General features: G+C 66.1%; 24 protein-coding genes and 2 pseudogenes. 17 read left to right on the forward strand and 9 right to left on the reverse strand.

Features of this window, described 5'->3' with window-relative positions; translation table 11 throughout:
• Together ACZ5BO_RS13665 and ACZ5BO_RS13670 are read right to left on the reverse strand one after the other, a co-directional pair.
• Positions 1-1,521 carry an FAD-dependent oxidoreductase gene (locus ACZ5BO_RS13665; RefSeq protein WP_464700390.1) on the reverse strand — a complete coding sequence of 507 codons (1,521 nt, stop codon included), beginning with the start codon at positions 1,519-1,521 and terminating at the stop codon, positions 1-3.
• Positions 1,522-1,585: 64 nt separating this feature from the next.
• Complete coding sequence (locus ACZ5BO_RS13670; RefSeq protein ID WP_025130716.1) at positions 1,586-2,200, reverse strand: LysE family translocator; 615 nt, start codon at positions 2,198-2,200, stop codon at positions 1,586-1,588.
• Between the two features lie 374 nt (positions 2,201-2,574).
• Here ACZ5BO_RS13670 and ACZ5BO_RS13675 point away from each other — a divergent pair, with 374 nt between their 5' ends.
• Complete coding sequence (locus ACZ5BO_RS13675; protein WP_464700392.1) at positions 2,575-3,666, forward strand: DUF1615 domain-containing protein; 1,092 nt, start codon at positions 2,575-2,577, stop codon at positions 3,664-3,666.
• Between the two features lie 76 nt (positions 3,667-3,742).
• Here ACZ5BO_RS13675 and ACZ5BO_RS13680 read toward each other — a convergent pair whose 3' ends face one another.
• On the reverse strand, positions 3,743-4,102 hold the full coding sequence (locus tag ACZ5BO_RS13680; protein WP_464700394.1) for a hypothetical protein: 360 nt from the start codon (positions 4,100-4,102) through the stop codon (positions 3,743-3,745).
• A complete protein-coding gene (locus tag ACZ5BO_RS13685; protein WP_157838123.1) occupies positions 4,099-4,395 on the reverse strand; it encodes a hypothetical protein in 297 nt (98 codons plus the stop codon). The genes ACZ5BO_RS13680 and ACZ5BO_RS13685 overlap by 4 nt, the downstream gene beginning before the upstream one ends.
• 234 nt (positions 4,396-4,629) lie before the next feature.
• Between ACZ5BO_RS13685 and ACZ5BO_RS13690 the strand changes: the two genes are divergently transcribed.
• Positions 4,630-5,181: an ATP phosphoribosyltransferase regulatory subunit gene (locus ACZ5BO_RS13690; RefSeq protein WP_029978618.1), complete on the forward strand. Its 552-nt coding sequence runs from the start codon at positions 4,630-4,632 to the stop codon at positions 5,179-5,181.
• Between the two features lie 61 nt (positions 5,182-5,242).
• On the opposite strand, the gene ACZ5BO_RS13695 is transcribed toward ACZ5BO_RS13690, so the two are convergent.
• Positions 5,243-6,040, reverse strand: a complete 798-nt coding sequence (locus ACZ5BO_RS13695) for a DUF4349 domain-containing protein (RefSeq protein ID WP_025130720.1) — start codon at positions 6,038-6,040, stop codon at positions 5,243-5,245.
• Positions 6,041-6,237: 197 nt separating this feature from the next.
• On the opposite strand from ACZ5BO_RS13695, the gene ACZ5BO_RS13700 reads away from it, so the two are divergent.
• Positions 6,238-6,657, forward strand: a complete 420-nt coding sequence (locus ACZ5BO_RS13700) for a PaaI family thioesterase (protein ID WP_464700397.1) — start codon at positions 6,238-6,240, stop codon at positions 6,655-6,657.
• A gap of 9 nt (positions 6,658-6,666) precedes the next feature.
• Here ACZ5BO_RS13700 and rtcR read toward each other — a convergent pair whose 3' ends face one another.
• Positions 6,667-8,268: an RNA repair transcriptional activator RtcR gene (gene rtcR, locus ACZ5BO_RS13705; protein ID WP_464700399.1), complete on the reverse strand. Its 1,602-nt coding sequence runs from the start codon at positions 8,266-8,268 to the stop codon at positions 6,667-6,669.
• 204 nt (positions 8,269-8,472) lie between these two features.
• Between rtcR and ACZ5BO_RS13710 the strand changes: the two genes are divergently transcribed.
• The 9 genes from ACZ5BO_RS13710 (at position 8,473) to ACZ5BO_RS13750 (ending at position 18,256) form a co-directional block, all read left to right on the forward strand.
• The gene (locus ACZ5BO_RS13710; RefSeq protein WP_025130723.1) at positions 8,473-10,023 is read left to right on the forward strand and encodes a TROVE domain-containing protein; all 1,551 of its coding nucleotides are present in this window, start codon (positions 8,473-8,475) and stop codon (positions 10,021-10,023) included.
• A 763-nt stretch (positions 10,024-10,786) separates the two neighbouring features.
• Positions 10,787-12,013, forward strand: coding sequence for an RtcB family protein (locus ACZ5BO_RS13715; RefSeq protein WP_464700401.1), 1,227 nt, complete (start codon positions 10,787-10,789; stop codon positions 12,011-12,013).
• Positions 12,014-12,017: 4 nt separating this feature from the next.
• Positions 12,018-13,361 (forward strand): HEAT repeat domain-containing protein, encoded by a 1,344-nt coding sequence (locus tag ACZ5BO_RS13720; protein ID WP_464700403.1) that lies wholly within the window; start codon positions 12,018-12,020, stop codon positions 13,359-13,361.
• Between the two features lie 18 nt (positions 13,362-13,379).
• Positions 13,380-14,006, forward strand: a complete 627-nt coding sequence (locus ACZ5BO_RS13725) for a hypothetical protein (protein ID WP_464700405.1) — start codon at positions 13,380-13,382, stop codon at positions 14,004-14,006.
• A gap of 14 nt (positions 14,007-14,020) precedes the next feature.
• Positions 14,021-14,812 (forward strand): nucleotidyltransferase domain-containing protein, encoded by a 792-nt coding sequence (locus ACZ5BO_RS13730; RefSeq protein ID WP_464700407.1) that lies wholly within the window; start codon positions 14,021-14,023, stop codon positions 14,810-14,812.
• A gap of 8 nt (positions 14,813-14,820) precedes the next feature.
• Positions 14,821-15,849 (forward strand): RNA 3'-terminal phosphate cyclase, encoded by a 1,029-nt coding sequence (rtcA, locus tag ACZ5BO_RS13735; RefSeq protein ID WP_464700409.1) that lies wholly within the window; start codon positions 14,821-14,823, stop codon positions 15,847-15,849.
• Positions 15,850-15,960: 111 nt separating this feature from the next.
• Positions 15,961-17,100 (forward strand): M50 family metallopeptidase, encoded by a 1,140-nt coding sequence (locus tag ACZ5BO_RS13740; RefSeq protein ID WP_464700411.1) that lies wholly within the window; start codon positions 15,961-15,963, stop codon positions 17,098-17,100.
• Between the two features lie 100 nt (positions 17,101-17,200).
• Positions 17,201-17,494 carry a DUF3144 domain-containing protein gene (locus tag ACZ5BO_RS13745; protein ID WP_025130730.1) on the forward strand — a complete coding sequence of 98 codons (294 nt, stop codon included), beginning with the start codon at positions 17,201-17,203 and terminating at the stop codon, positions 17,492-17,494.
• 345 nt (positions 17,495-17,839) lie between these two features.
• On the forward strand, positions 17,840-18,256 hold the full coding sequence (locus tag ACZ5BO_RS13750; RefSeq protein ID WP_464700414.1) for a fascin domain-containing protein: 417 nt from the start codon (positions 17,840-17,842) through the stop codon (positions 18,254-18,256).
• Between the two features lie 61 nt (positions 18,257-18,317).
• Here ACZ5BO_RS13750 and ACZ5BO_RS13755 read toward each other — a convergent pair whose 3' ends face one another.
• Positions 18,318-19,256, reverse strand: coding sequence for a LysR family transcriptional regulator (locus ACZ5BO_RS13755; protein ID WP_464700416.1), 939 nt, complete (start codon positions 19,254-19,256; stop codon positions 18,318-18,320).
• A gap of 124 nt (positions 19,257-19,380) precedes the next feature.
• Between ACZ5BO_RS13755 and ACZ5BO_RS13760 the strand changes: the two genes are divergently transcribed.
• From ACZ5BO_RS13760 to ACZ5BO_RS13775, 4 genes and pseudogenes are all read left to right on the forward strand, one after another.
• Entirely contained in the window at positions 19,381-20,127 is a 747-nt protein-coding gene (locus ACZ5BO_RS13760; RefSeq protein WP_025130733.1) for an SDR family NAD(P)-dependent oxidoreductase, read from the forward strand.
• A 13-nt stretch (positions 20,128-20,140) separates the two neighbouring features.
• Positions 20,141-20,356 carry a tautomerase family protein gene (locus tag ACZ5BO_RS13765; RefSeq protein WP_464700418.1) on the forward strand — a complete coding sequence of 72 codons (216 nt, stop codon included), beginning with the start codon at positions 20,141-20,143 and terminating at the stop codon, positions 20,354-20,356.
• A 375-nt stretch (positions 20,357-20,731) separates the two neighbouring features.
• Positions 20,732-21,367, forward strand: a pseudogene (locus tag ACZ5BO_RS13770) (cache domain-containing protein); the annotation flags it as partial.
• A gap of 582 nt (positions 21,368-21,949) precedes the next feature.
• A pseudogene (locus ACZ5BO_RS13775) lies at positions 21,950-22,489 on the forward strand (methyl-accepting chemotaxis protein); the annotation flags it as partial.
• Between the two features lie 168 nt (positions 22,490-22,657).
• Here ACZ5BO_RS13775 and ACZ5BO_RS13780 read toward each other — a convergent pair.
• Entirely contained in the window at positions 22,658-23,113 is a 456-nt protein-coding gene (locus tag ACZ5BO_RS13780) for a hypothetical protein (RefSeq protein ID WP_025130736.1), read from the reverse strand.
• A 311-nt stretch (positions 23,114-23,424) separates the two neighbouring features.
• Entirely contained in the window at positions 23,425-24,330 is a 906-nt protein-coding gene (locus tag ACZ5BO_RS13785; protein WP_464700420.1) for a LysR family transcriptional regulator, read from the reverse strand.
• Positions 24,331-24,456: 126 nt separating this feature from the next.
• Between ACZ5BO_RS13785 and ACZ5BO_RS13790 the strand changes: the two genes are divergently transcribed.
• A complete protein-coding gene (locus ACZ5BO_RS13790; RefSeq protein WP_464700422.1) occupies positions 24,457-25,908 on the forward strand; it encodes an MFS transporter in 1,452 nt (483 codons plus the stop codon).
• Positions 25,909-25,924: the final 16 nt, after the last annotated feature.

The following is a 25,924-nucleotide window of genomic DNA, read 5'->3' on the forward strand; positions in this document are numbered from 1 at the left end:
TCAGGGCCGCAGGTCGCGCTCCTGGAAATAGCGCTCCAGCACCCCAGGGTCGGCCGAACGCTCGGCCAGGGCCACGTAGGTGTCCGGGCGCAGCAGGTAGAAGGCATTGCGCACCAGCCCGGCCGCACCATGGGCCGGGCGCCAGTCGAACACCTGCAATGCCACCCGCTGTTCACTGCACCAGGTGCGCAGGGCGTCGCTGGTGACCCCGTACACGTGCACTTGCCAACCGAGGTGGGCGAGGCTGTCGAAGTTGTCGTGCTCGCCGTCCCGCACCCAGGGCAGGCGGTCGCCACCGTGCACGTGCCCGGCGCTGCCGCCGCTCAGGGGCATGCCCCGGTAGTTGAGGGTGATCTGCGACACGGTGCGAAAGAGAAATTCCCGGGCGCTGTCGAAGGCGGCGATCTTCGGCAGCAGCAGGGGCGCCAGGCGCGTGCGCAACAGGTAGGCCACCGGGCCTTCGGCGGTGGCGAAGCTGAACACCCGGTCAGTGGTGGACACCAGGCGTCGGGCGAACTCCATGCGTTCACTGGCGTAGCTGTCCAGCAGGCTGTCCTCGGCCTTGCGCGCGAGAACGGCGGCGAGCTTCCAGGCCAGGTTGATGGCGTCGCCGATCCCGGTGTTCATGCCCTGGCCGCCGGCGGGGCTGTGCACATGGGCGGCATCGCCGAGCAGAAACACCCGACCCTGGCGAAAATGCTCGGCCACCCGGTGGTGCACCCGGTAGCTGGAGAACCAGTTGACCTGGCTGACCTCGACCTTGAGCTGGCGCATGGCGCGCTGGCTGACGTCTTCGAAGCGCAGGTTTTCCGGGTGCTCGGCCCGCTCGTCGCGCACCGTGCCGATCAGCCGTGCGCGGCCCCTGTCGGCCAGGGGGAAGACCGCGAGAAAATCCGCTTCGTCCAGGTCCACATGCAACTGGCCATCGATGGGCGGGCCGCTGGCCTCGACGTCCGCGACGTAGAACACCTGCTGGTAGGTGCCGCCGGGGAAGCCGGTGCCCAGGGTCTTGCGCACCGTGGAGCGGGCGCCGTCGCAGCCGGCCAGGTAGAACGCCTGGCACAGTTCCTCGCGCCCATCGGCGCCGCGCAGCCGGGCGCTGGTCAGGTTGCCGTGGTCGGTGAAGGCCAGCAGTTCGGTGTTGCGCTCCACCCGGGTGCCGAGCTGCTCCAGGCGCTCGATCAGCAGTTGCTCGTGTTCATCCTGGGGAAAGATCTGCAGGAAAGGGTAGGGCGTCAGGCCTTCGCCGATGGCATTGAACGGCAGGTGCGCGGCGCGCTCGCCCTTGACCCAGAGGTTGACCGCCGGCACATGGTGGCCGCGCTGGACGATGGCCTCGGTCAGGTCCAGCTGGCGGTACAGCTCCAGGGTCCGGGCCTGTACCGCCAGGGCCCGGGAGGTGGTGCCGGGGCCGGCGGTCTTGTCGATGATCCGCACCTTGACCCCTTGCTGGCGCAGCCACAGCGCCAGTACCAGGCCGGTGGGCCCGGCACCGATGATCAGTACGTCGCTGCAGTTCATGTCCTTGCCCTCGATTGCAGATCAATCTCATGCCTCTGGCTGCGGGCCAGGCTGGCGCGGGGGTTCAGCGCTGGGCGAAGGCCAGGTTCAGGCCGAGCCCGGCGAAGCTGGCGGCAAAGCTGCGGCGCAGCCAGTTCTGCACCCGGGGCGATTCGATCACCGCACGGCGGAACAGGTTGGCCAGCAGTCCGTAGAGCACGAACACGCAGAAGGTCATGGCCATGAACACGGCGCTGAGCAGGAGCATCTGCGGGACCGGGTCACTGCCGTCATGGGCGATGAACTGGGGCAGGAAGGCGAGGAAGAAGATCGTCAGCTTGGGGTTGAGGATATTCAGCAGGCAGGCCTTGGTCATCAGCGCGCCGGCGCTGCGGCTGACCGCGTTGCTGTCCACGGCGAAGGCAGAGCGATCGCGCCAGGTGGCGTAGGCCAGGTACAGCAGGTAGGCGACCCCGGCAAACTTCAGGCCCTGGAACGCCAGGGCGCTGGTGTGCAGGATCGCCGACAGGCCGAGGATCGACGCCAGCAGGTGCGGCACTATCCCCGCGGTGCAGCCGATGGCGGTGAACAGGCTGGCGCGCTGCCCGGCCACCAGGGCGGCGGAAATGGTCAGGATTACGCCGCTGCCGGGAATCAGCACGACGATCAGGCTGGTGATCAAGAAGTCCAGGGTCAGCATTGCAAGGCGCTCCAGTCCGAGAGGGCGACCAGTGTAGGCCGGGGAAACCCTCACAGCATAGAAGAGCCGAGGTGCCTGTGTCGGCTTTGCTGCATCGCGGGTTCAGGCCCGGGCGTCCCGCGGGAAGAGCAGGCAGGGGGCATCCCGCGGGCTGCGGGGCGCTGCGATCATGGCGGGGCCCGTTGCTGGAAATCGCTGCGGCTGAACATGGCGGCTATTCTCGGGTCGGATGACCAGCGGCTGAATGCCGTTCGCACGCTGTCTTGCGGCGAGCGGCCGCCGATTGTCTCTGCACCCCAATGGGGTGTCGTCGCTGCCACGCCGTTGCGAGGCGTGAACCAGGACAGGTTTGAACCTTGGCCATTGGGAGCCCTATGTATTTGTGTCGACTGTTGATGATGACCGCGCTGGTGCTCCTGGCCGGTTGTGCCGGCCAACGCGTCAGCCAGGCTCCGCCGGTACCGGCGGCCGAGGTCCAGGCCCGAGTCCTGCGCCTGTTGCCGCCCACGGTGGCCGATCGCCCGGGCTGGGCCCGGGATATCCAGGTGGCCTTCAGTGCCCAGGGCCTGGAGCCGACCCCAGGCAACCTGTGCGCGGTGCTGGCGGTGACCGAGCAAGAGTCGACCTTCCAGGTCGACCCGGTGGTGCCGGGGCTGGGGCGCATTGCCCGGGAAGAGATCGACCGCCGCGCCGCCAAGGTGCATGTGCCGGCGCTGTTGGTGAGCGCGGCGCTGCAGGTGCATGCCAGTGATGGCCAGTCCTACAGCCAGCGCCTGGCCAAGGCCCGCACCGAGAAGGAGTTGAGCGCGATCTTCGATGACTTCATCGGCCAGGTGCCCATGGGCAAGACCCTGTTCGGCGGGTTCAACCCGGTGCACACCGGCGGGCCGATGCAAGTCGGCATCGCGTTCGCCGAGCAGCATGCCGAGGGTTATCCGTACCCGCTGCAGGGGTCGATCCGTCATGAGGTCTTCAGCCGCCGCGGCGGCATGTATTTCGGCATCGCCCATCTGCTGGGGTACCCGGTGAACTACCCGCAGCCGCTGTATCGCTTCGCCGACTTCAACGCCGGCTGGTACGCCAGCCGCAACGCCGCGTTCCAGAGTGCCGTGAGCCGGGTCAGCGGGATTCGCCTGGCGCTGGATGGCGACTTGATCCGCTACGACTCGATCATGCCCGGCAGCACCGAGTTGGCGGTGCGCACCCTGGGCCGGCAACTGGGCCTGCGCAACCCGAGTATTCGCCAGCAGCTGGAGAAGGGCGACAGCCCGGAGTTCGAGGATACGCCACTGTATCGCCAGGTGTTTGCCCTGGCCGACCAGGCCGCAGGCAAGACTGTGCCGCGTCAACAATTGCCCGGCATCGAACTCAAGAGCCCGAAGATCACCCGCCAACTGACCACGGCCTGGTTTGCCAAAAGGGTGGATGAGCGTTACCAGCGCTGCATGGCAAAAAACCAGAAGTGAATCCTGCTGCAGCGCGCAATGAAAAAAGCCCGGTGGCTTGGACCGGGCTTCTTTTCGGCAACGACGCTTGGGTGGCTCATGCGCGGTTTTGCATCAAGCGATCCGAGCCGCCTTCAGCCACGCGACGTTCGATCAGACGATCAGAACCGCCCTCAGCTACGCGACGTTCGATCAGGCGATCAGAACCGCCTTCAGCTACGCGGCGTTCGATCAGGCGATCGGAACCGCCTTCAGCTACGCGACGTTCGATCAGGCGATCGGAACCGCCTTCAGCTACGCGACGTTCGATCAGGCGATCAGAACCGCCTTCGGCCACGCGGCTTTCAATCAGGCGATCCGAGCCGCCTTCGGTGATCACCGGGTAGGCGCTGGTGGCGGCAAATGCGTTGACGGCGAAGGCCGAGAAAACCAGGCTGAGGAAAAGTTGGCGTTTCATGCTGGGGTGCTCCGGGGGTCGCTGTTGTCGGGAATGGAGCCGATCCTACGCCGCGCCAGTTTTTTGAGAACTGCATTGGCTCGATGGTGAATATCGACGTCGCTGATAGCGTCGCCAAGGCCTTTTGCAGAGCCCTTGCGCGCCATCCACCAGGGGTTCGGCGAGGCTTGTCGCAGGCCGGCCGACGAGATCGGCAGCGATACAAAGTCTCCTGCAGCAGGCTTGTCAGCCTGCTGCGGTCCGTGCCAGGATGCGCGATGAATTTTTTCCGCTGCCGTACTCGCCTCCATCATCACCGGACCTCATCCCAGGGGCCGTGGTCGCGTATGCGCATCGAGCCGTCAGTGACCCGCTCCGGCAATCACTGACCGTCGAGACACCACCAAGGCGCCCTGCAAGGCGCCTTTTTTTTGCCTGTCACACACCAGAGGAAACACCCATGACCATGCTTCGTGGCACCCGAATGATCAGCGGCGAACAAGCCGCCACCCTGCGTATCCTGGAAGGAAGGTTCCGGAGCTGGCTTCATCGAAGCGGGCGCTGAAGAAGTCATAGTCCCGGCGCTGTGGGGCCAGGACACCTTTATCGAAAAGGCCGGCGGCAGCGAAGTCATCGGCCAGATGTGGGCCTTCAACGACAAGGCCGGGCGGGCCTGCTGCCTGATCCCGGAAGCCACCGCGCTGTTCCAGGAAACCGCTGCCGAACTGCTCGCCGGGCGCGAACAGGCGAGCTTTTTCTATGTCGCCCGCTGCTACCGCTATGAGCGCCCGCAAGCCGGGCGTTACCGCGAGTTCACCCAGCTGGGCCTGGAGATCCTCGGACCTGATCCGCAGCAGGCGCTGGAGCAGGCGCGGGCGTTGTGTGTCGGTTTTCTCGATGCCCTGGGGCTGGAATACGAGCTCAACCTGGGGGTCAAGCGCGGGCTGACCTACTACCTCAATGGCGAGGGTTTTGAGGCCCGCTGCCCGCAACTCGGAGCGCAGCAGCAAGTGGTGGGGGCCGGCGCCTATCGCCAGGGTGCGGGCTTCGGCATCGGCCTGGAACGCCTGTTGCTGGCGCTGCAAGCCCAGGGCGCCTAGGGCATTGCGCGAGCCCAATAAAAAGCCCGGCTGAATAGCCGGGCTTTTTATTGGTTGCCGATCAGTGGCGGCGACGCACGAACTTGCGCCACAGCCAGACCCACAGCAGGGCCAGGGGGAAGGCCAGGATCACGAAGGGCAGTACATAGCTGCCTTTCTCCAGGGCTTCGGCAGTGCCGTCGGCCATGTTGTCCAGCAGGTTGCTGAAGGCGAGCTTGAGGTTGGAGCCGCGCTCGGCGTTGTCGCTGGGGGTGAAGTTCAGGGTCAGGCGGTTGGTGTCCAGGCGTCGCTGCTGGCCGGCGGCGACCTGGGCCAGGGCCTGCAGTTCGTTTTCGATGACCGCCTGTTCCTTGCTCAGGGCAATCAGGTCGCTGACGCTGATGTCCTTGCGCGCCGCCAGTTCATCCAGGCGTCGCTGCTGGCTCTTGAGTCGTTCCTGCTGGCGCTGCACATCGGCCACGGAGTCGGCCAGGTCTTCGGCGGTGGTGATGCGCTCGCCCAGTTGGGCACCCTCGGCGGCCAGGCCGACCATCGGCTCGACCCCGCTGGGAGCGATGCGCAGGATCACCTGGGCGCGGTAGGGGCCCTGCTCCAGGCGCAGGATGTTGCAGGGGCCGAACTTGGCGCTTTCACAGGCTTGGCGGGTTTGCTCCAGGCGCGGAGCGATCTGTGCGGCGGGCAGCGACAGGCCCAGCTCGTGCTCGTAGGCCAGCAGCGCGCCGGCCTTGCCCTGGGCGCCGCCCATCGCCATGCCAGAGCTGTTGTCATGGCTGGGTGAACAGGCGCCGAGGGCGAGGCTGCCGAGCAGGATGAGGGGCAGCCGGCGTAGCCGCGAGGAGTGATCGTCCTGATACCGCATGGAGGTTCCTTGATTGCATGGGTCTGTGGCTGAATGCCAGGGCGCCTATCTTACCGGGCTTTGGCGCGCCACCCCATGCCGTCTCGGGCTTATTGGCGATAATTTCTCGGGTTGATACTGATGGCTGCGCAGGGCCTGAGGCGCTACACCTCTGCGGGTTGGCATCTGTCATGCCAGTTCATTGCCAGGAGCGTTTCATGGATGTCGTGTCGATCCCCGAAGGCTTTACCCCCTTGTCCCGCAGCAGCCCGCTGCTGGAGCTGATCGGGCCGGTCTATGGCTGCGGCAGTGGCCGTGAACTGCGCCTGGGCCTGCGCGCCGATGCTCGTCACGCCAACGGCCGCGGTACGGTGCACGGCGGCATCATCGCCACCCTGGCGGACATCGGCATGGGCTACGCCATGGCCTTTGCCAGCGACCCGCCGTTGCCGCTGATCACCGCCAGCATGACCCTCGACTACCTGGGCGCGGTGCAGGTGGGGGAGTGGATGGAGGTGCGCCTGGAACATGCCAGGCGCGGCCGGCAGATGGCCTTTGCCACGGTGCTGTTGCAGGTCGGCGAGCGTGAAGTGGCCCGCGCCAGTGGGGTGTTCGCCGTGCCCTTGCCGCGGGACTGAAGCCCGCGCTCACGAGGGATGGAGCTGCTTCCAGTCCAGCCCGAAGCGCGCCAGGTATTTGCGCAGCCGGTCGGCGTCGTTGGGGTTGGACTTGCCCAGGCGCGACACCCCGAACAACCGTCGACCGGCCTGCGACAGGCTGTCGGCGCGGCGGCATTCGGCAAGCACCGCCTTGAGTTGCAGGCGGTCGAACAGGTCCAGTTCCACCTCGTCGCCCAGCAGTGCCTGCAGTTCGTCCTCTTCGTTCTCCAGGCCCCAGGCATGGCGCAGGCGCTGGATCTCTTCCTCGGCCTGGGCCTGGTCGATGCGCCCGCTGTCGGCCAGGGTGGCCATGCGGGTGATGGACGCCGACAGCTCGCGGAAGTTGCCCAGCCACGCCGCCTCGCTGGAGCTGGCGAAGGCCAGGTAGCGGCGACGGGCTTCCAGGTTGAAGCGCACCAGTTGCCCTTGCTCGCGGGCATGGCGCTCCAGCTCGAAATCGATGTTCGGCTCGATGTCTTCGCGGCGTCCTGCAAGCCCCGGCAGGTCGAAGGTCCAGAGGTTGATCCGGGCAAACAGGTCTTCGCGGAACAAGCCCTGGGCAACTCGCCCGCGCAGGTCGCGGTGGGTGCCGGCGATGATCAGGAAGTCGCTCTCGACCTCCTTGTCCGAGCCCATGGGGAAGAAGCGCTTTTCTTCGATGGCCTTGAGCAGCATCGCCTGTTCGTCCAGCCCCAGTTCGCCGATCTCGTCGAGGAACAGCATGCCGCCGTCCGCCGCCCGCAACAGGCCGTCCCGGGCATTCTGCGCACCGGTGAAGGCGCCCTTGATATGCCCGAACAGCGCCGACATGGCGCCGTCGCCCCGCAGGGTGGCGCAGTTGACCTCGACAAAACGCCCCTGCACCTGATGCCGGCCGCGCTTGAGTTCATAGATGCGCCGGGCCAGGAACGACTTGCCGGCCCCGGTGGGGCCGATCAGCAGCATCGGTGCCTTGGAGCGCACGGCGACGCGTTCGATCTGTTCGATGGAGCGGTTGAACGCCGGGTTGCGAGTGGCAATCCCCGACTTGAGGAAGGCCAGGCCTTCCAGGCGCTTGTGGGCAAAGCGCGAGGCGATGCGGTCGTAGCGCGACAGGTCGAGGTCGATCAGCGCGTGGGTACCGGTGGCGTGTTCCCCCGGGTCGCGGCGCCGCGCCGGTGAGGTCTGGATCAGCCGCGCCGGCAGGTAGCGCGCCTCGGTCAGGAGGAACCAGCAGATCTGCGCCACGTGGGTGCCGGTGGTGATGTGCACCAGGTAATCCTCGCGCTCGGTATCGAACGGGTAGGCGCTGGTGAAGTCGTGCAGGGCGCCGTACACCTCCTCGAAATCCCAGGGGTTGTTCAGGCCCATGGGGTGCAGGCGCACCTCGGTCTCCGGCGATACCTGGCGGATGTCATCGGCAATCCGCCCGGCCAGGCTGATGTCCCGGGCGTCGACGCCGTGGATCAGTTCCAGGCGGTGGATCAGCACATCCTGCTGTTGGCACAGGCCGACGCTGGGCCGCCAGTGGCTCCAGCGATTGGCACCCTTGCCGACGCGATCGAGGGTGGCGCCGACAAAACCTATGGCCACCGTGGGCTTGCTCGACATGTTTATACCTGAAGATAAATAGCGATAAGCAAAGATATAAAAATATCGAGGTGCTTGTCTTCAAAACTTGTTCAAGAACAATCGATAAAAAATAAAAACCTTTAAAATCAAATAGTTAATAAATATTTTTGTGAAAAAATAAAACCTGGCACAGCGGCTGCAATGTATCTGGCAACGAACAAGACAACAGAGCGAGACGCCAAGATGGCCAACATCCAGCTGTTCAACAGCCAACAGGCAAAAGCGCCGGCGAGCAACACCCTGAACGCTTCCAAGGCCTCGGCCTATGGCTACAACGCCAAGCATCGCCTGGCCCAGCTGGCGGTCACCGGTTGCCTGAACTCGACCTTCTACACCTCGCCTGAAGGCCAGTTGGAAGCGGTGCTGCAATTGGTCAGCGAACTGGACAGCCGCTTTGTCGCCCAGGCCGCCCGTTACGCTCGGCAGCAAGGCCACATGAAGGACATGCCGGCGCTGCTGCTGGCAGCACTGACGGCGCAACGCTCGTCCCTGGTGCCGGAGCTGTTCGCCCAGGTGGTGGACAACGGCAAGATGCTGCGCAACTTCGTGCAGATCCTGCGCAGCGGCGTAACCGGACGCAAGTCCCTGGGTTCGCAGCCCAAGCGCCTGGTGCAGAGCTGGTTGAACAACGCCACCGAGCGTCAGCTGTTGCAGGCCTCGGTGGGTAACCAGCCGTCCCTGGCGGACGTGGTGAAGATGGTTCACCCCAAGCCAAGTGAGGCCTGGCGCGAAGCCTTCTTTGCCTGGTTGATCGGCAAGCCGGTGGATGTGCAGGCGCTGCCGCAACTGACCCGCGAACTGCTGGCGTTTCGCAGCGGGGCGACACAGGAGGTGCCGCAGGTGCCGTTCCAGTTGCTCGGCAACGAGACACTGAGCGCCGGACAATGGGCCGCACAGGCCCGCAACATGGGTTGGCAGGGGCTGCGCATGAACCTCAACACCCTGGCCCGCCACGGCGCGTTCCAGGTGCCCGGTTGCACCGAGTACGTGGCGGCGCGGCTGGCGGATGCGGGGGAGGTGGCCAAGGCCCGGGTCTACCCGTACCAGTTGCTGGCGGCGTACCGCATGGCGGGCGAGGAGGTGCCGCAGCAGGTCCGCGAGGCGCTGCAGGATGCTTTGGAGCTGTCCCTGGCCAACGTGCCGGCACTGGCAGGCAATGTGGTGGTCTGCCCGGATGTCTCGGGCTCGATGCACAGCCCGGTCACCGGCTATCGCCAGGGCGCCACCACGGCGGTGCGTTGCATCGATGTGGCTGCACTGGTGGCGGCCGCGGTGTTGCGCAAGCAGCCGGCGGCGCGGGTCATGCCGTTCGAGCGGGGAGTGGTGAACATCCACCTCAACCCGCGGGACAGCGTGATGAGCAATGCGCAGAAGCTGGCGAACATCGGCGGGGGCGGTACCAACTGCTCGGCGCCCCTGGCTCAGCTGGCCAACGCCAAGAGCCGCGTGGACACCCTGATCCTGGTCTCGGACAACGAGTCGTGGATCGATGCACGGCGCCATGGGGCCACGGAAACCCTGCGCCAGTGGGAGCGGATCCGCGCCATCAACCCGCAGGCGCGGCTGGTGTGCATCGATATGCAACCCGGGGCCACGACCCAGGCGCCGGACCGCGAGGACATCCTCAACGTCGGCGGCTTCAGTGACGCGGTGTTCGATGTGATCGCGCAGTTCACCGCTGGCAACTACGGTGCGCAGCACTGGGTCAAGGCGATCGAGGCAATGGAGCCCTGATCGGCAGAACAGGAGATAAACCGTGCGCCGGCGAGCCGGCGCACACCACCGATTTTTTGATCATTGGCCCTGAATGCCGCTGTGACTACATCTAAAGGCGTCTCAGCAACTCTTGTCAGGGCCGGTGAGGGCACGAATGCCAGTGGCTGTACATCCTGGTCAAGCCGGTTCGATTCCGGCAATCAGTCACTTCTTTTGTCGTGCCACCCTTTTTGTTTTTTGCGACGAATGCTGATGGAACTACATCCAAGGTTCGAGATGCGGGTTCGATTCCCGCCGGTGCTGGAAAACGGCGCCGTGGTTCAATGGTCAGAACGCGAGTGCATTGTTTCATCGACTCCTTGTCGTCGCCGTTTTTCCCCCGCTTCGGCGGGATGGCAGCGAATGCCACAGGTACTACATCGTGTCGCGGGTTCGAGCCCCGCCAGCCGCAAGGCTGTAGCTCAGTGGGTAGAGCAAATGTGCCTGTTCCCTTGTCGCTGCCCGCAGGCCCGGCCTGCACCGATTGACCCGGCGAATGCCGGTGGAACTACAGGACAGCGTGGTCGCGGGTTCGAGTCCCGTTCACCGCAAGGTGCTAGCTCAGTGGCAGAGCGCGCTGCATGTTCCACCTCCACTTGTCGCCGTCTGTACCGAACACCGCTGTCCCGTAGGAGCTGGCTTGCCAGCGAAGAGGCCCTCCAGATGATTTTCTGCGCCCCGGCTCCTGCACACCCTATTGAACAAGGCCGAATCACCGGCCACAGGAAAAAGAGTCAACGACATGGAACAAAAAACCTACCAACTGCTGGAAGTCGCCAACGGCAAGCCGATCAAGATGTGGACCCAGGGCGTACCGGTGGAAAACGAAGCGCGCCAGCAATTGATGAACACCGCGAAGATGCCGTTCATCTTCAAGCACCTGGCCGTGATGCCCGACGTGCACCTGGGTAAGGGGTCGACCATCGGTAGCGTGATCCCCACGGTGGGCGCGATCATCCCGGCCGCGGTCGGGGTGGATATCGGTTGCGGAATGATCGCCGCCCGTACCTCGCTGACCGCCTCCGACCTGCCGGATAACCTGGCCGGGTTGCGTAGCGCCATCGAGGCGGCGGTGCCTCACGGTCGTACTTCGCCCCGTAGCGGTCGAGATAAGGGGGCCTGGGGTGATGTGCCGCAGCAGACTGACCTGGCCTGGGCGGCCCTGCAGCCACGGTTCAAGGCCATCACCGATAAGTACCCGGCCCTGGCCAACAGCAACAACCGCCAGCACCTGGGAACCCTCGGAGGGGGTAACCACTTCATCGAGGTCTGCCTGGATGAAGCCAACCGGGTCTGGTTCATGCTCCACAGCGGTTCCCGCGGCGTAGGTAACGCCATCGGCAACCTGTTCATTCACCTGGCCCAGGCCGATATGCGTCAACATATCGCCAACTTGCCGGACCGTGACCTGGCCTACTTCGAGGAAGGCAGCCAGCACTTCGATGATTACGTCGAAGCCGTGGCCTGGGCCCAGGATTTTGCCCGGCACAACCGCGAGCTGATGATGCAACTGGTGATCCAGGCCACCCGCAAGGTGATCAGCAAGCCCTTTGAAGTGGCGCTGGAGGCAGTCAACTGCCACCACAACTACGTGCAGAAGGAGCGCCACTTCGGTGAAGAGGTGCTGGTGACCCGCAAGGGGGCAGTGTCGGCGAAGAAGGGCGAGCTGGGGATCATTCCGGGGTCGATGGGGGCCAAGAGCTTCATCGTCCGTGGATTGGGTAACGAGGAGGCGTTCTGCTCCTGCAGCCACGGCGCAGGCCGGGTGATGAGCCGGACCAAGGCCAAGAACACCTTCACCCTGGCCGACCAGATCCGCTCTACCGCCCATGTGGAGTGCCGAAAGGACGAAGCGGTGATCGATGAAATCCCGATGGCCTACAAGGACATCGACCAAGTCATGCACGCCCAGCGCGAGCTGGTGGAAGTGCTGCACACCCTGCGTCAGGTGGTGTGCGTAAAGGGGTAGAACAATGGACGACATGGAAGCCTTGATACCGGTCCCGCTCAGTTGGTATTCCCAGCTGAGCGACTATGAAAGCGGCCGGGTAAGGGAGGTATTGGAAAACCTGGACAGGCACAGTGCCTGGCTGGAGCTGAGCCGCTTCGGCAACGGTTTCGTGCGTCAGGCAGCGGTACGCGGTTTGTCCGCGCAGCCCTCGGCCGAGGCCTTGGCGGCGCTTCTGGAACGCCTCAACGACTGGGTGCCCCAGGTACGCCAGGAGGCGGCCGATGCGGTCGAGGCGTATTGGGCGCCGGAGCACGCCGGGCTGCTGTTGCAGACCCTGGCACCGCTGCTGGCCCTGAGCGGCAAGCAGCGGGCCGACCACGGCGCAACCCTGGAGCGGGCCACCGCGGTGTTGCAGCTGGCCCAGGTGCGCGACGAGGTGCATGGGGCCTTTGGCGTTTGTCGGGGCAAGGCTGCGCGCTTTGTCTTCGAGCTGTTGCTCAAGGGCGTCGAGGACCGGCCGGCGCTGCTGGCCATGGCCCTGCGTCACCCGGAGGTCAGCGTGCGGCAGATGGCGGTGGACGCCTGCGCCGAACTGCCCGACGCGCAGGCGCTGCCCTTGCTGGAAGCGGTAATGCACAGCTGCGGTGCCAGTGTGCGGGTCAAGGCCTTGCGGCTGCTGTTGCCGCGCCTTGCCGATTGTCGCGGGTACCTGGCCCAGGCCCTGCTCGACCCTTCGGGGGCCTTGCGCTGCCTGGCCCACTGGGCCGCGCCGCGCCATGGGCTGGACCCGCGGGAGGTGCTGTTGGCCCGCTTGCAGCAGCCGGCCCCGGGCAACAAGCGCCAGTGGCTGGGGCTGCTGGGGCTGGTCAGGGAGCTGCAGGAACCGCAGGCCGACGCCATGGTGCGCCAGGCCCTGGCCTCGCCGGCGCCGAGTGTGCGCCTGCAGGCCCTGCAAACCCTGGGCGAGCGCGGCATGAGCGAGCAGTTGGTGGCCCTCGACGATCCCTCGGACAAGGTCTTCGACTGCGCCCTGGGCCTGTTGCGCCAGCAGCCCTGGGCGGTGTTCGACGAAGCCCTGGAGTTGCGCCTGGACCAGCAGTGGCATGAGCTGCCGAAGGCGCGGCGTTGGGCCATGCTCGGGCTCAAGCCCAGTTGGCGGCAGTTGGAATACCTGCTGTGGCGCCTGGGGCAGGCAACGGATGAACGTGCCTATTGGCGCGAGGCCCTGGCCCGCTGGTGCGATGCCCGCTACGGCATGTTCGACCCGGTGACCCCCAAGCCGCTGCGCGAGGCCCTGGCGCAACGGGTGAAGGCCCTGGAAGAAACCGGTGAATTACCCGCAGGTTCGCTTACGCGCCTGCTGTGAAGAATGGAGAGAGTGGCCATGCAATCAGCCCTGCTGACACCGATCGAGAATGAACAGGGCCAGGCCTCGCGCCGGCAGATGAAAGAGGCGCTCTGCGTCTTCGACTTCGCTGTGCTGGCCGTAGCACCCCAGGCGACGGTGGACCTCGAGCTGCATCGCCAGGCACTGAGTGTGTTGTTCCGACAGGTGCAGCAAGAACGCAGTGAAGACCCGTGTTATGCCAACGTCGGCCAAGGCCAGCCGATGCGCTGGGAGGTGCAGCGGGCACAACCTCGTGAACTGGATGCCGAGCAAATTCGCCAGTTGACCCTGATCCAGCCTGCGGGCGACGCCATGGGGTTGTACCCGGCCTTCAGCGATCCGCCTTACGGCACGCAGTTTGCCGAGAACGGGGAGCGCCCCGAGGTGATCTTCCGCCAATGGCTGGCGCTGCTGGGGCTGGAGCCCGAGGCCGGGCCGGTGGTGATCGACTGGGTGAGCAACCTGGAGCTGGAGTGGGTGACCGAGGTCCGCGTGGGGCCGGAAATGCCGCCCTGGAGCACGTATTTTGAGGAGGGCCTGGAGTGGTGGGGCGTCTGGTGCCTGAGCATCTGGAACCCCCGGCGCCGGACCCTGGCGGTACTGATGGCCAGTGCCACCGATTGAACAGGATGTTGCACATGTACACCGAAGAAGAGCGTCACCCCCTCAGTTGCGCCATGCGCGAACGGGTACTGGAAGAATTGGCGCGCATCGAGCGCGAACGCAAGGTCAAGGTGCTGTATGCCTGCGAGTCGGGCAGCCGTGCCTGGGGTTTTGCCTCCACCGACAGTGACTACGACGTGCGCTTTGTCTATGTGGAAAAACCCGAGTGGTTCATCCAGGTGGACACCGCGCGCGACGTGATCGAGCGCCCGCTGGACGATGAGCTGGACATCAGCGGTTGGGAATTGCGCAAGACCCTGGGGCTGCTGCGCAAGTCCAACCCGACCTTGCTGGAGTGGCTGGATTCACCCCTGGTGTATCGCAGCGAGCCGGCTGCAGCCGCGCGCTTGCGGGCGCTGGCGGAGGCGTTCTACAGCCCGCCGGCGGCGCGCAATCATTACCTGTCGATGGCCAGGAAGAACTTTCGCGGTTACCTGCAAGGCGACAGCGTGCGGTTCAAGAAGTACTTCTACGTCCTGCGGCCGTTACTGGCGGTGCGTTGGATCGACCAGGGCCGCGGCCGACCGCCGATGACCTTCGCCGAGCTGCTGACCACCGTCGATGATCAGCCCTTGCTGGACGAAGTGGAGGAGCTGCTGGCCCTGAAACGCAGCGCCGATGAGTCGGCCTACGGGCCGCGGCGCCTGGCGCTGCACCGCTTTATCGCCGCCGAGCTGGAGCGCCCGGTGCCGAAGCTGGCGCGCACCCATGAAGACACTGCCGTGCTGGACGCCTACCTGCGGGAAACCGTCCGGCACTACGCTTGAGGAATGTGATGAAACAAGAGGTTATCGAACTGGACGGCGCCATCGGCGGCGGCCAGGTACTGCGCAGCGCCCTGAGCTTGTCGATGCTCACCGGCAAGCCCCTGCGGATCGTCAATATACGCGCCAAGCGCAGCCGTCCGGGGCTGATGCGTCAGCACCTGACTGCGGTGCTGGCGGCGGCCCAGATCTGCGGTGCGCGGACTTCGGGCGCGGAACTGGGCTCCCAGGCCCTGACCTTCGAACCGGGGCCGATCCGTGGCGGCGACTACCGCTTCGCCATCGGCACCGCCGGCAGTTGCACCCTGGTGCTGCAGACCCTGCTGCCGGCGCTGTTGCAGGCGCCGCAGCCCAGCCGCGTGCACATCAGCGGCGGCACCCATAACCCCCTGGCGCCGCCGGTGGACTTCCTCCAGCAGGCCTGGCTGCCGCAACTGCGGCGCATGGGCGGGCAGGTGGAACTGCAACTGCTGCGCCATGGCTTCGTCCCGGCCGGCGGTGGCGAGCTGGAGGCATTTATCCAGCCTTCGACCCTGCGCCCCCTGCACCTTGAGCAGCGCGGCGCCCTGCTCGAACGCCGGGCCTGGGCCCTGAGTGCCGGTTTGCCGGCCCATGTGGCGGAGCGCGAGCTGCGCCGGGTCGGCAACCGCCTGGACTTGCCCTGGGAAAGCCTGAGCCCGGTGCAGTTGGACGAGCAATATGGCCCGGGCAATGTCCTGCTGCTGGAGTTCGTCTTCGAGCACCTGACCGAGTTGTTCAGCGCGTTCGGCCAGAACAGTCTGCGCGCGGAGCATGTCGCCGACCTGGCCATTGACCAGGCCCGGGACTGGCTGGGGTCCACGGCTGCGGTGGCCGAGCACCTGGCGGACCAATTGCTGCTGCCCATGGCCCTGGCCGGCGGCGGCAGTTTCACCACCCTGCGCATGACCGAGCACCTGCAGAGCAATATCGCGGTGATCGAGGCGTTCCTGCCGGTACGCATCGACTGCCGGCCCCTGGCCGACCAGCTGTTGCAGCTGCAGTGCCGAGCGCAGGCCTGAAGGGCGGCGCCAGCCTGAGCGTTTTATCTGCGCTGCCGGGTTGAATGGGCAGGGTGGAAACTGGCAGTCTGCGCGCCCGCATCTACCCTCGCACCTCCAAGGACGGCCGCCATGAACCGCAACAAAGGGCTCGGTGCTCTGAACACCCTGATCCGTGGACTGCAGATACTCCTGGGCCTGGCCAGCTGGCTGGGCGCGGCGCTGATCATCGGCCTGCACCTGCGCTTCGGCCTGCACTCCGACCTGCAGCCATTCCTGTCGATGATCCTCTCCGCTGGCCTGGTGCTGGTGGCCCTGGCCGTGCACGAAGGCGGCCATTACCTGGGGGCCAGGTTCAATGCCATGCCGGTGCTGCTGATGCGTGTCGCGGCGCTGGAGATCCAGGTGCGGCGTCGGGGCTGGCAGGTGCGCTGGTCGCCCCAGCTCAAGAGCCGCCGGCTTGGTGGTTTCGTGATGGCCGCGGCCAATCCCCGGCGTCCGTTGCGCCAGCAAATGCTGTGGATGGTGGCAATGGGGCCTGTGTTCAACCTGCTGGTGGGCATGACCTGCCTGGGGGTTGCCGGGCTCGGCCAGGGCCTGGTGGCGGCCGTTGCCCTGGCGTTTGCCGTGATCAACCTGTGCATGGCACTGGCCAATTTGCTGCCGACCCTGAGTGTGCATGCCAGCGATGGGGCATTGCTGATTGCCTGGTGGCGGCACCGTGACGACCAGGCTGATGCATTGGCCCCGATGCGCCTGCTCGCCCTGACCGCCGCCGGGGTGCCCAGCGAGCAGCTACCGGCTGCCGATATTGCCCTGTTGGCCCAGGGCCCGATGCCCCAGCCGTTGCTGGCCTTCGACTATCGTCTCGGCGCACTGCTGAACCAGGGGGACTGGCAGGCGGCGCTGCAACTGGAGCCGGAGCTGGAAGCGGTGCTGCAAAGCCATCGGCAGTCATTGACCGGCATGAGCACCCTGATCACTCTGCTACGCATCGAGCTGGGTTTTCTCCGCGCCTGCCAGCAGCAGGATGCCAGCTGCCTGTGGAACGACGGGATGGACCGCGACATTGACTGGTTCGCCCCTTGGCTGCGTCCGCGCTGCGAGGCCCTGCGGGCTTTTCTGCGGGGCGATCGGCAGCAGGGCGAAGTGCATCTGCAGCGGGCATTGCAGGCGTCAGAGAACTGCGTGCTGCGCTCACAGCAGCCCAGCGAAGCGCTCCTGGCGCAGTACCTGCGGGCCCTGCCGGTGGCGCCTGGCAGCCGTGCCTGAACCTCTTGCGTGCGGGCCGGTGGTAGAAAACCATCGGCCTTGCGGGCGCAAACCCTTATACTCCCGCGCCTTATTTTCCAGCCAGCAAGAGGAACGCTCCGTGGCCAATGAAACGGATCAGGATTTCTTCAACCGTGCCGACGCCATCATCGAATTGGCCAACACCCATATCGCCGACAGCAGCCGGGGCAAGGCCAGTGCCTCGCTGATGTACGCCAACGCGCGCTTCAGTGCCTGGGTCAGTGCCTGCGGTTGCCGCAATGTCGAAGAGCTGGCCGCGGCCAAGCAGCAGGCGGTGGACTATTTCGTCGAGGAATTTCGCCTGATGCTGGAAGAAAATCTCACCGACTACATCGAAAACTTCGACCTGTACATGGGCAACCAACCGAGCTGAAACAGTCGCCACAGCCCTTCCTCCAGGTGGCCCCGGGCATTGCGTCCGGGCCGCTGGTGTGCCAGCCGTTGGGCGCTTGCCGCGCCCTGAAAATGCCTGCTGTTTATCGCTACGGATGCCCTGTCTGCGCTGTGCAATCGCGCTTTGATCTGAGCACGCCGGAGCCCCTGCAACCGTTGGTCCTGTTGTCTTTGCGCCTTCCCGGGAGCCGATTGTGGCTCGACTACACTGCGCCTGCGGCAGGCTGTCCAGGGCCGCCGGGCCTTTCTGCGGGAAGCTCGGCGGTTCGTTGCCGTACCTCCCGCAGGAGCAAGGAACACAGCCAGTCAACAAGGAGTGCCAACCATGATCGTCATACCACAACGCAATATCGACAACGGTAGCGTCATCTCGCTGCGCGGCGACTCGGGCAACTACATGTCGCGGATGGGCGCCACCGGCCTTGAACTCTCCAAGGGCTCCATCGATCAGTACAGCAAGTTCAAAGTGGTGCTGATACAGATCGGCGGTGAAAAGAAGCTCGCGCTGCAGGGCGATTCCGGCAAGTTCATGTCGCGAATGGGCGCCACGGGGCTGGAACTGTCCAAGGACAGCATCGACCAGTACTGTCAGTTCTCCTACGCCATCGACAACGCCAGCGGGCAGATTTCCCTGCGCGGCGACAACGGCAAGTGGATGTCGCGCATGGGGGAGAAAGGGTTGGAACTGTCCAAGGACGCCATCGATCGCTACAGCCAGTTCCTGCTGGTGCTCGAGGGTTGAAGTCGCCGCGCTGACCCATCAAGCCGCAGGGCGCAGCCGTCCTGTGGCTTGATCGTGATCTTCAGTCCGGGGCTTGCGGTGATCGCGCCACACCCTGGCTTTGCTGCAACAGAAAGTCGATGAACACTCGCACCCGCTGTGGCACATGACGTGCCTCGGGGTAGAGCAGGATAAACGGCCGTGAGCGGCCGCCGAATGCTTGCAGCACCTCCACCAACTCGCCACTGTCGAGCTCGCTCTGCACCGTGAAGCGATAAACCTGCATCAAGCCAACCCCGCTTTTGGCCAGCATCAGCGTGGCCAGGAAGTCTTCCAGGCAACAGAAGCTGCCGTGGGTGTCCAGCTCCAGCGGCTTGCCATCCACCTGAAAAGACCAGGGCACCTTGCGCCCGGTGCTGGGCAGCGCGAACTGAATGCACTGGTGAGCGGCCAGGGCGTCGAGGGTGTCCGGGATGCCGGCCCGCTCCAGGTAGCCCGGGGTCGCCACCACCACCAGCTCGGCATCTTCCAGGCGCCGGGCGATCAGGTTGGAGTCCAGCGGCTCGCGCCCGCGAATCGCCAGGTCGTAGCCGTCCTCGGCGAAATCGATATTGCGGTGGCTCACGTGCAGGTCGACCTGCACCTGGGGGTAGTGCTGGTGGAACAGCGGCAGCAGGGGCATCAGGCGAAAATAGGCATAGGGCGTCGGCAGGCTGATGCGCAACAGGCCGGATGCCACGCTCTGGCCGCCGGTGACCTGGCGCTCGGCCTCCACCAGTTGGGTCAGGGCCTGGCGGCATTCCTGGTAGTAGGCACGCCCGGCGTCGCTCAGGCGCACCTGGCGGGTGGTGCGCACGAACAGGCGTACGCCGAGCCGTTCTTCCAGGCGGCTGATGGCCCGGCTGACCGCCGCCGGGGTGACCCCGGCCGTGGCTGCCGCGGCGGTAAAACTGGCGGTTTCCGCCGCCAGGCAGAACAGCTCGATGCTGCCCAGTTGCAGGTCGTCGAAATGCCGGCTCATGGTGGGCTCATTGATTACATGGGGTATCAATTGAAGTGCCATGGGCCTTATTTTTCAATCATTGATTGCTATTTAAAGTGACGCTCCATCACGGGCCAGCGGCTCGATCAACAGGAGCAAGTGCATGAATACCCCTCGTACCGTCATCGTCACCGGTGCCTCCAGCGGCCTGGGTTTTGCCATCGCCGAGGCCTATCTCAAGCGGGGCGACAACGTGGTAGGCAACGGGCGCAGCCTGGCACGCCTGGAGCAAGCCGCGGCGCGCCTGGGCCATCCGTCGAACCTGCGGCTGGTGGCCGGCGACATCGGCCTGCCGCAAACCAGCCAGCGCCTGTTCGATGAGGCCCTGGCGAGTTTCGGCCAGGTCGACATCCTGATCAGCAACGCCGGGATCTTCATTCCCAAGCCGGTGGGCGATTACACCGAGGAAGATTTTGAGGCGATTGTCAGCACCAACCTCAAGGGCTTCTTCTATCCGGCCCAGGCAGCGGCCCGGCACATGGCGGCCCGGGGCACCGGGCACATTGTCGCGATCACCGCATCGATCGCCCTGCAACCCAATACCCAGGTGCCGGCGCTGTTGCCGGTGCTGGTCAAGGGCGGGCTGAACCAGGCGGTGCGTGCCCTGGCCCTGGAACTGGCGAGCGCCCAGGTGATGGTCAACGGGGTGGCTCCGGGGATCATCGATACGCCTTTGCACCAGGCTGACGAACAGACCCGGGAGGGGCTCAAGACCCTGGCCCCGACCGGTCGCATCGGTACGGCGCAGGATGTGGTGGAGGCGGTGCTGTACCTGACCGACTCGACGTTTGTCACCGGGACGGTGCTGGCGGTGGACGGCGGTTCCGCCAGCGGTGTTTGGTCAGTGTGAACAGGAGCAGGACATGCCCTACGTGAAGATCCAGGTGACCCGGGAAGGGGTCACCGCCGAACACAAGCGGGCCCTGATCGAAGGGGTCACCGAGTTGCTGCAACGGGTGCTGAACAAGCCTCCAGCCTCGACTTTCGTGGTGATCGAGGAGATCCCCACCGACAACTGGGGCGTGGGCGGCGAGACGGTCACCGCGCTGCGCCAGCGCGAACGCGATGGGCAGGGGTGACGGTCGCCCCTGGACGCCGCTCAGGTCCCTTGGGGATGTGAGCGGCGTCACTCTTTTCTCAAGTGAACCGCAGCCGTGGTCGATAACTCCTGAATGCCCATTGATACGGAGTTCGTCATGGCTTTGCTACCGGTTCGTCTGTCTCATCGTTTGACCCTCGGCAGCGTGCTGCTGTTGCTGTTCACGGCGCTGGCGGTATTTGCCGTGATGACCCTGCGGGGACAACCCAGAGTCGTGGAGGCGAGCTCGGCATTGATCGAACAGACCGGCAGCGCCATCGTCCGTCAGCTGGCACTGCAGCTGGCGGGCATCGAAGGCGTGACCGCGAGCATGGCCCACCTGGTGGAAGGCTTGCCCAAGGAGCCGGCGCTGTTCATGGCCACTTTGCCCAAGGTCATCGACCATGAAGGTGACAAGGCGATTGCCGGCGGCGGGATCTGGCCGGAGCCCAATGCGTTCGCCCCCGGCGTCGAGCGCCGCAGTTTCTTCTGGGCCCGCAGCGATGCCGGGCCCCTGGCGTTTTCCGATGACTACAACGCCGCCGGCAGCGCCGGTTATCACCATGAAGCCTGGTACACCGGTGCGCGCAGCAGTGCGGCCGGGCGTTGCCTGTGGTCCGAGGCCTACCAGGACCCGGTGACCCAGGTGCCGATGACCACCTGCAGCGTGCCCTATCGCCAGGACGGCAGCTTTGCCGGGGTCGCCACCATCGACCTGCGCCTGGATGACCTGGCGCGCTTCCTCAAGGAGCAGGGCTCGGTCACCGGCGGGTATGCCTTCGCCCTGGACCAGGCCGGCAACGTTCTGTACTTCCCCGATGCCCAGGCCGGTGGTGCAGGGCAGATGCTCAGCTTCGATACCTTGAGCCAGCAGCAGCCCTGGTTGCGCCCGGTGGCCGAGGCGCTGGCCAAGGCGGCAGCGCCTGGCCAGGTGCGCAGCGTCGACCTGGCAGAAGACGGCCGCTTGCAGGAGGCGGTGCGGGTCAGCCTGTTCAGCATGCCGGGCAGCGGCTGGACCATCGGCCTGGTGACCCCGGAGCAGAAGGTCACCGGCCTGGCCCGGGCCATGACCACCGAGATTCTGCTGTTCCTCTTGCCGTTGCTGGCCTTGCTGCTGTTCTTCGCCTGGCTCGGCGGGCACAAGCTGATCGCCCAACTGGAAGAAACCACCCAGCAGATCGATGCCCTGGGCCGTGGCCAGGCTACCGACAACACCGAGTTGCACGTGGCTCGGGCCGACGAGATCGGCGCCTTGCGCGGTGCGGTCAACCGCTACGCCGGGCAGTTGCGGCAGATGCTGCAGAAGATCGCCAGCGAAGCCCGGCAGTTGCACGGTGAAGCCGGGCGCCTGGGGGAGCTGAGCAGCACCCTGGCCCAGCGCGCCGAGCAGCAGCGTCAGGAAAACACCCAGTTGGCCACGGCCATTACCGAGATGTCCTCCAGTGCCCTGGAAGTGGCGCAGAACACCAACAACTGCGCCGACACCGCCCGCCAGTCGCTGGTGGTGGTGCAGGACGGCCAGCAGAAGGTCAATGCCAACAGCCAGTCGATCCAGCAACTGTCTGCGGAAATGGCCGAGGCCATGGCGGTGATCCAGCGCCTGGAACAGGACAGCCAACAGGTCGGCGCGGTGCTCGACGTGATCAAGGCAATCTCCGAGCAGACCAACCTGCTGGCGCTGAACGCGGCCATCGAAGCGGCCCGGGCCGGTGAGCAGGGCCGCGGTTTTGCGGTGGTGGCGGACGAGGTGCGGACCCTGGCCGGACGTACCCAGACTTCGGCCAACGAGATCAGTGGCATGATCAACGACCTGCAGCAGGCTTCACGCCAGGCGGTGCAGGCGATCCAGGCCGGCGAGGCGCGTACCCGCCAGGCCGTAGGCGAAGCCTCCGGCGCCTCGGATGCACTGTCGAGCACGGTGACCAGCTTCGACGACATCTCCCAGCGCGCGCAGCAGATCGCCGTGGCGGCGCAGCAGCAGAGCCACGTGACCCAGGAAATCAACGAACTGGCGGTGCGTATCCACGGCATCAGCGAAGACAACGCCCGGGACGCCCAGGCCCTGGACAAGGTCAGCGAGGCGATGCAGGCCCTGTCCGGGCGCTTGTCGAACCTGAGCCAGGGCCACAGCTGAGGCCAACCGGCCCGCCCTCCGTGCGGAGGGCGGCCTATGCATTTCCCCGCAGATGCAGCACCAGGTCTGCCGAGTCTTCACTGAGCCGCGGCGGCGCCTGGTGGTGGGCCCTGGGTTGGGCAGTATGCCCGTACTGAGGTTGAACCCTGCTTGCGTGCCTTTGCCGGGTCAGTGCTGAGTGCTCAGCACCAGCAGGAAGTTGCTTGCCAGGCCGATGGCCACCCAGGCAAAGCCTGAAAGGCCCCCCTTGAGCCACTGCTCGGGAGCGATGCGCCGCGCCCGGTAGCGGGCGATCAGGGTGCCGATCAGTGCCCCCGGAAAGTCGAACAGGTAGAACAGCCAGCCCATCACATCCTCTGGTGCGTTGATCCACAGGCACATGAGCTGCAGGTGCGCCGACAGGGCCAGGGCGACCCCGGTGAACAGCGCCAGGCTTGGCCGGGTCAGCAGCAACAGGCCGAGAATCAGGGCCTGGGGCAACCAGTACCAGGCGAAGTTGCTCCAGAAATAATCACTGGGCTCCCAGGCTCGCCCGGCGGCCAGGAGCATGCCCCAGAGCACTGCGACAGCGGCGGGCAGGTGATCACGGGTCAGGGCGGGAATCAGCGTTGGGCGGGTGGGCATGGGGCAGGGCTCGATAGGTGTTGCTGCGGGGTTGAGGTCTGAAGGCTGCTGCCGATCAGTCAAGGCGCCACCAGGCTATAGGTGGCGGGGGAGCGTGCTCCCGTTCAGTCGTGCGGTGGTCAAGCCGAGTGCGGACCTCCTGGCCAGCTCGGGGCCGGCCATTGGCGGTGGCTGCGCCACCTCAGCGGGAGCAGGCTCCCTCGCCACCCGGCATTTTTTGTTTGCCGTTGCGTTTAACGGATCGGCATTGGGGCTGGGGGCCGTCCTGTGGCAGAAAGCGTGTGCCGGCATCAACGGTGGCGGGGTCGGGTTCAACGGTTTTGGCCTTGATCGGCACACAGCTCATACACGCAGCCGCGCAGCCAGCGATGGGCCGGATCGGCCTCCATGCGCGGGTGCCAGAGCATGGATATGGTCATTTCCAGGGGCGCCAGGGGCAGGCTGAAACTGTGCAGGCCGTCTCGCAGGCTGGCGGTGTGGCGCTCGGGCAGCGTGGCGATCAGGTCCGAACCCCGGGCCAGGGCCAGGGCCGCCGAGAAGCCGCCGACCTGGGCGACGATTTGCCGTTCCAGCCCCAGGGCGCTCAAGGCTTCGTCGATGCGTCCAGGGCCCTGGCCCTGGCGCGAGATCAGGATGTGCTGGCCTGCCGCATAGCGTGTCGCGGTGATTTTGCCCCGGCTCAGCGGGTGCCCGGCGCGCACCACGCCAATCATGCGGTCGCGGTACAACGCCCGGGTGCGCAGTTCGGGGCTGGTGTGTTCATCGACCACTGCGGTTTCCAGGTCGACGCTGGCCTCGCGCAAGGGCGCGCTGTCGCGGTTGAGCTTGTTGACGAAATGCACGCGGACCTGGGGCGCCTCGGTGCGCAGGCGTCTGATCAGCGCCGGGCCGAAGTTCTCGACGAAGCCGTCGCGGCTGCGCAGGGTGAAGGTGCGCACCAGGTGTTTGAGGTCGATTTGCTCGGCCGGACGCAGCAGCGCCTGGGCGTTCTCCAGCACAGTGCCGACGCGCTGGCGCAGCTCCAGGGCTCGGGGCGTGGGCACCAGGCCGCGCCCGGCCCGCACCAGCAGCGGGTCGCCGGTGACTTGCCGCAGCCGCGCCAACGCCCGGCTCATGGCCGAGGGGCTCAGTTGCAGGCGCTCGGCGGCCCGCGCCACGCTGCCTTCGCTCAGCAGCACATCGAGGGTCAGCAACAGGTTCAGGTCGGGACTGGTCATGGGCGAAATCTAGCACGGCGACGGCTGAGAAGGCGTTGTTTGCACTGATTAACTGTAAGGCGTGCGTCTTTCGCCAGGTCTGGCGCCTGGCTAGGCTGGCGCCCATTCCTGTATGGAGCCTTGCCCATGACCTCAAGTACCCCGGCCCCGGCCGCTGTCGAACCGCTGCCTGGCCGCGCCCGCTGGGCCCTGGCCAGCCTGTCCCTGGCGATGCTGATGCCGTCCCTGGACACCAGCATTGCCAACGCCGGATTGCCGGTGCTGTCCGAGGCCCTGAAGGCGAGCTTCCAGCAGGTGCAGTGGATCGTCCTGGCCTATCTGCTGGCGGTGACCACGCTGATCGCCAGCGTCGGCCGCCTGGGGGATTTATTGGGGCGGCGGCGCCTGCTGCTGGCCGGCATCGCCTGGTTCAGCGTGGCGTCCCTGGGCTGCGGCCTGGCCCCGAGCCTGGGGTGGCTGCTGGCGGCCCGGGCCCTGCAAGGCGTGGGCGCGGCGCTGATGTTGGCGCTGAGCATCGCCCTGGTGGCGGACAGCGTACCCAAGGCCCGCACCGGCAGTGCCATGGGCCTGCTGGGCACCTTGTCGGCGCTGGGCACCAGCTTCGGGCCGTCCCTGGGGGGCTGGTTGATAAGCAGCCTGGGCTGGCGCTCGATCTTCCTGGTCAACCTGCCCCTGGGGCTCCTGGCCCTGGTGCTGGCCTGGCGCAGCCTGCCGGCCGATGCCCGGCGCGTGGGTTCTGGGCGCCTGGCCTTCGACTACCCCGGCACCTTGCTTCTGGCCCTGGGCCTGGGGGCCTACGCCCTGGCCTTGACCCTGGGGCAGGGCCTGCTGGCCCCCCTGAACCTCGGACTGCTGGGGCTTGCCGGGCTGGCCGGCGGGTTGCTGGTGTGGGTGGAGCGTCGAGTGCCGGCGCCGCTGTTCCAGCCGGCCTTGCTGCGTCAGCGCCAGTTAGGCGCCTGCCTGGCGATGACCCTGCTGGTGTCCACGGTGATCATGTCGACCCTGGTGGTGGGGCCGTTCTACCTGTCCCGCAGCCTGGGGCTCGACCTTCAAACGGTGGGTTTGTGCCTGTCGGTCGGGCCGTTGGTGGCGACCCTCGGCGGCTGGCCGGCGGGGCGCCTGGTGGACCGCTTGGGCGCGCGGCGCATGTCCCGCGGCGGCCTGCTGGGCATGCTGCTCGGCCTGCTGGCCCTGGCGTTGCTGCCCGCCAGCCTGGGCCTGGCAGGCTACCTCGCGCCGCTGGCCCTGGTGACGGCGGGCTACGCGTTGTTCCAGGCGGCCAACAACAGCCTGGTGATGCTCGATGTGGCACCGCAACAACGCGGATTGAGCGCCGGGCTGCTGAGCCTGTCGCGCAACCTCGGCCTGATCAGCGGCACCGCCGCCATGGGCGCGCTGTTCGCCTGGATCAGCAGCGCCAGTGGCATAACCCGGGCCCCGCCCGAGGCGGTCGGCGCCGCCATGCGCGGGACCTATGGCCTGGCCGCGCTGTTGATTGCCCTGGCGCTGATCCTGGCCTTCAGCGACCGGCTGTCAGCATCCGGCGAGCGTCCTTGTGAGCTGCCGCGCCCGGGCTAATCTGCAAGCACCATCA

Source organism: Pseudomonas sp. FFPRI_1, assembly GCF_055384485.1.

What these genes read in the sequence shown, in the direction of transcription:
- ACZ5BO_RS13665 (WP_464700390.1), bottom strand. Translation starts at nt 1,521, where the DNA reads ATGAACTGCAGCGACGTACTGATCATCGGTGCCGGGCCCACCGGCCTG.
- ACZ5BO_RS13670 (WP_025130716.1), bottom strand. Translation starts at nt 2,200, where the DNA reads ATGCTGACCCTGGACTTCTTGATCACCAGCCTGATCGTCGTGCTGATT.
- ACZ5BO_RS13675 (WP_464700392.1), top strand. Translation starts at nt 2,575, where the DNA reads ATGTATTTGTGTCGACTGTTGATGATGACCGCGCTGGTGCTCCTGGCC.
- ACZ5BO_RS13680 (WP_464700394.1), bottom strand. Translation starts at nt 4,102, where the DNA reads ATGAAACGCCAACTTTTCCTCAGCCTGGTTTTCTCGGCCTTCGCCGTC.
- ACZ5BO_RS13685 (WP_157838123.1), bottom strand. Translation starts at nt 4,395, where the DNA reads ATGATGGAGGCGAGTACGGCAGCGGAAAAAATTCATCGCGCATCCTGG.
- ACZ5BO_RS13695 (WP_025130720.1), bottom strand. Translation starts at nt 6,040, where the DNA reads ATGCGGTATCAGGACGATCACTCCTCGCGGCTACGCCGGCTGCCCCTC.
- ACZ5BO_RS13700 (WP_464700397.1), top strand. Translation starts at nt 6,238, where the DNA reads ATGGATGTCGTGTCGATCCCCGAAGGCTTTACCCCCTTGTCCCGCAGC.
- rtcR (WP_464700399.1), bottom strand. Translation starts at nt 8,268, where the DNA reads ATGTCGAGCAAGCCCACGGTGGCCATAGGTTTTGTCGGCGCCACCCTC.
- ACZ5BO_RS13710 (WP_025130723.1), top strand. Translation starts at nt 8,473, where the DNA reads ATGGCCAACATCCAGCTGTTCAACAGCCAACAGGCAAAAGCGCCGGCG.
- ACZ5BO_RS13715 (WP_464700401.1), top strand. Translation starts at nt 10,787, where the DNA reads ATGGAACAAAAAACCTACCAACTGCTGGAAGTCGCCAACGGCAAGCCG.
- ACZ5BO_RS13720 (WP_464700403.1), top strand. Translation starts at nt 12,018, where the DNA reads ATGGACGACATGGAAGCCTTGATACCGGTCCCGCTCAGTTGGTATTCC.
- ACZ5BO_RS13725 (WP_464700405.1), top strand. Translation starts at nt 13,380, where the DNA reads ATGCAATCAGCCCTGCTGACACCGATCGAGAATGAACAGGGCCAGGCC.
- ACZ5BO_RS13730 (WP_464700407.1), top strand. Translation starts at nt 14,021, where the DNA reads ATGTACACCGAAGAAGAGCGTCACCCCCTCAGTTGCGCCATGCGCGAA.
- rtcA (WP_464700409.1), top strand. Translation starts at nt 14,821, where the DNA reads ATGAAACAAGAGGTTATCGAACTGGACGGCGCCATCGGCGGCGGCCAG.
- ACZ5BO_RS13740 (WP_464700411.1), top strand. Translation starts at nt 15,961, where the DNA reads ATGAACCGCAACAAAGGGCTCGGTGCTCTGAACACCCTGATCCGTGGA.
- ACZ5BO_RS13750 (WP_464700414.1), top strand. Translation starts at nt 17,840, where the DNA reads ATGATCGTCATACCACAACGCAATATCGACAACGGTAGCGTCATCTCG.
- ACZ5BO_RS13755 (WP_464700416.1), bottom strand. Translation starts at nt 19,256, where the DNA reads ATGAGCCGGCATTTCGACGACCTGCAACTGGGCAGCATCGAGCTGTTC.
- ACZ5BO_RS13760 (WP_025130733.1), top strand. Translation starts at nt 19,381, where the DNA reads ATGAATACCCCTCGTACCGTCATCGTCACCGGTGCCTCCAGCGGCCTG.
- ACZ5BO_RS13765 (WP_464700418.1), top strand. Translation starts at nt 20,141, where the DNA reads ATGCCCTACGTGAAGATCCAGGTGACCCGGGAAGGGGTCACCGCCGAA.
- ACZ5BO_RS13780 (WP_025130736.1), bottom strand. Translation starts at nt 23,113, where the DNA reads ATGCCCACCCGCCCAACGCTGATTCCCGCCCTGACCCGTGATCACCTG.
- ACZ5BO_RS13785 (WP_464700420.1), bottom strand. Translation starts at nt 24,330, where the DNA reads ATGACCAGTCCCGACCTGAACCTGTTGCTGACCCTCGATGTGCTGCTG.
- ACZ5BO_RS13790 (WP_464700422.1), top strand. Translation starts at nt 24,457, where the DNA reads ATGACCTCAAGTACCCCGGCCCCGGCCGCTGTCGAACCGCTGCCTGGC.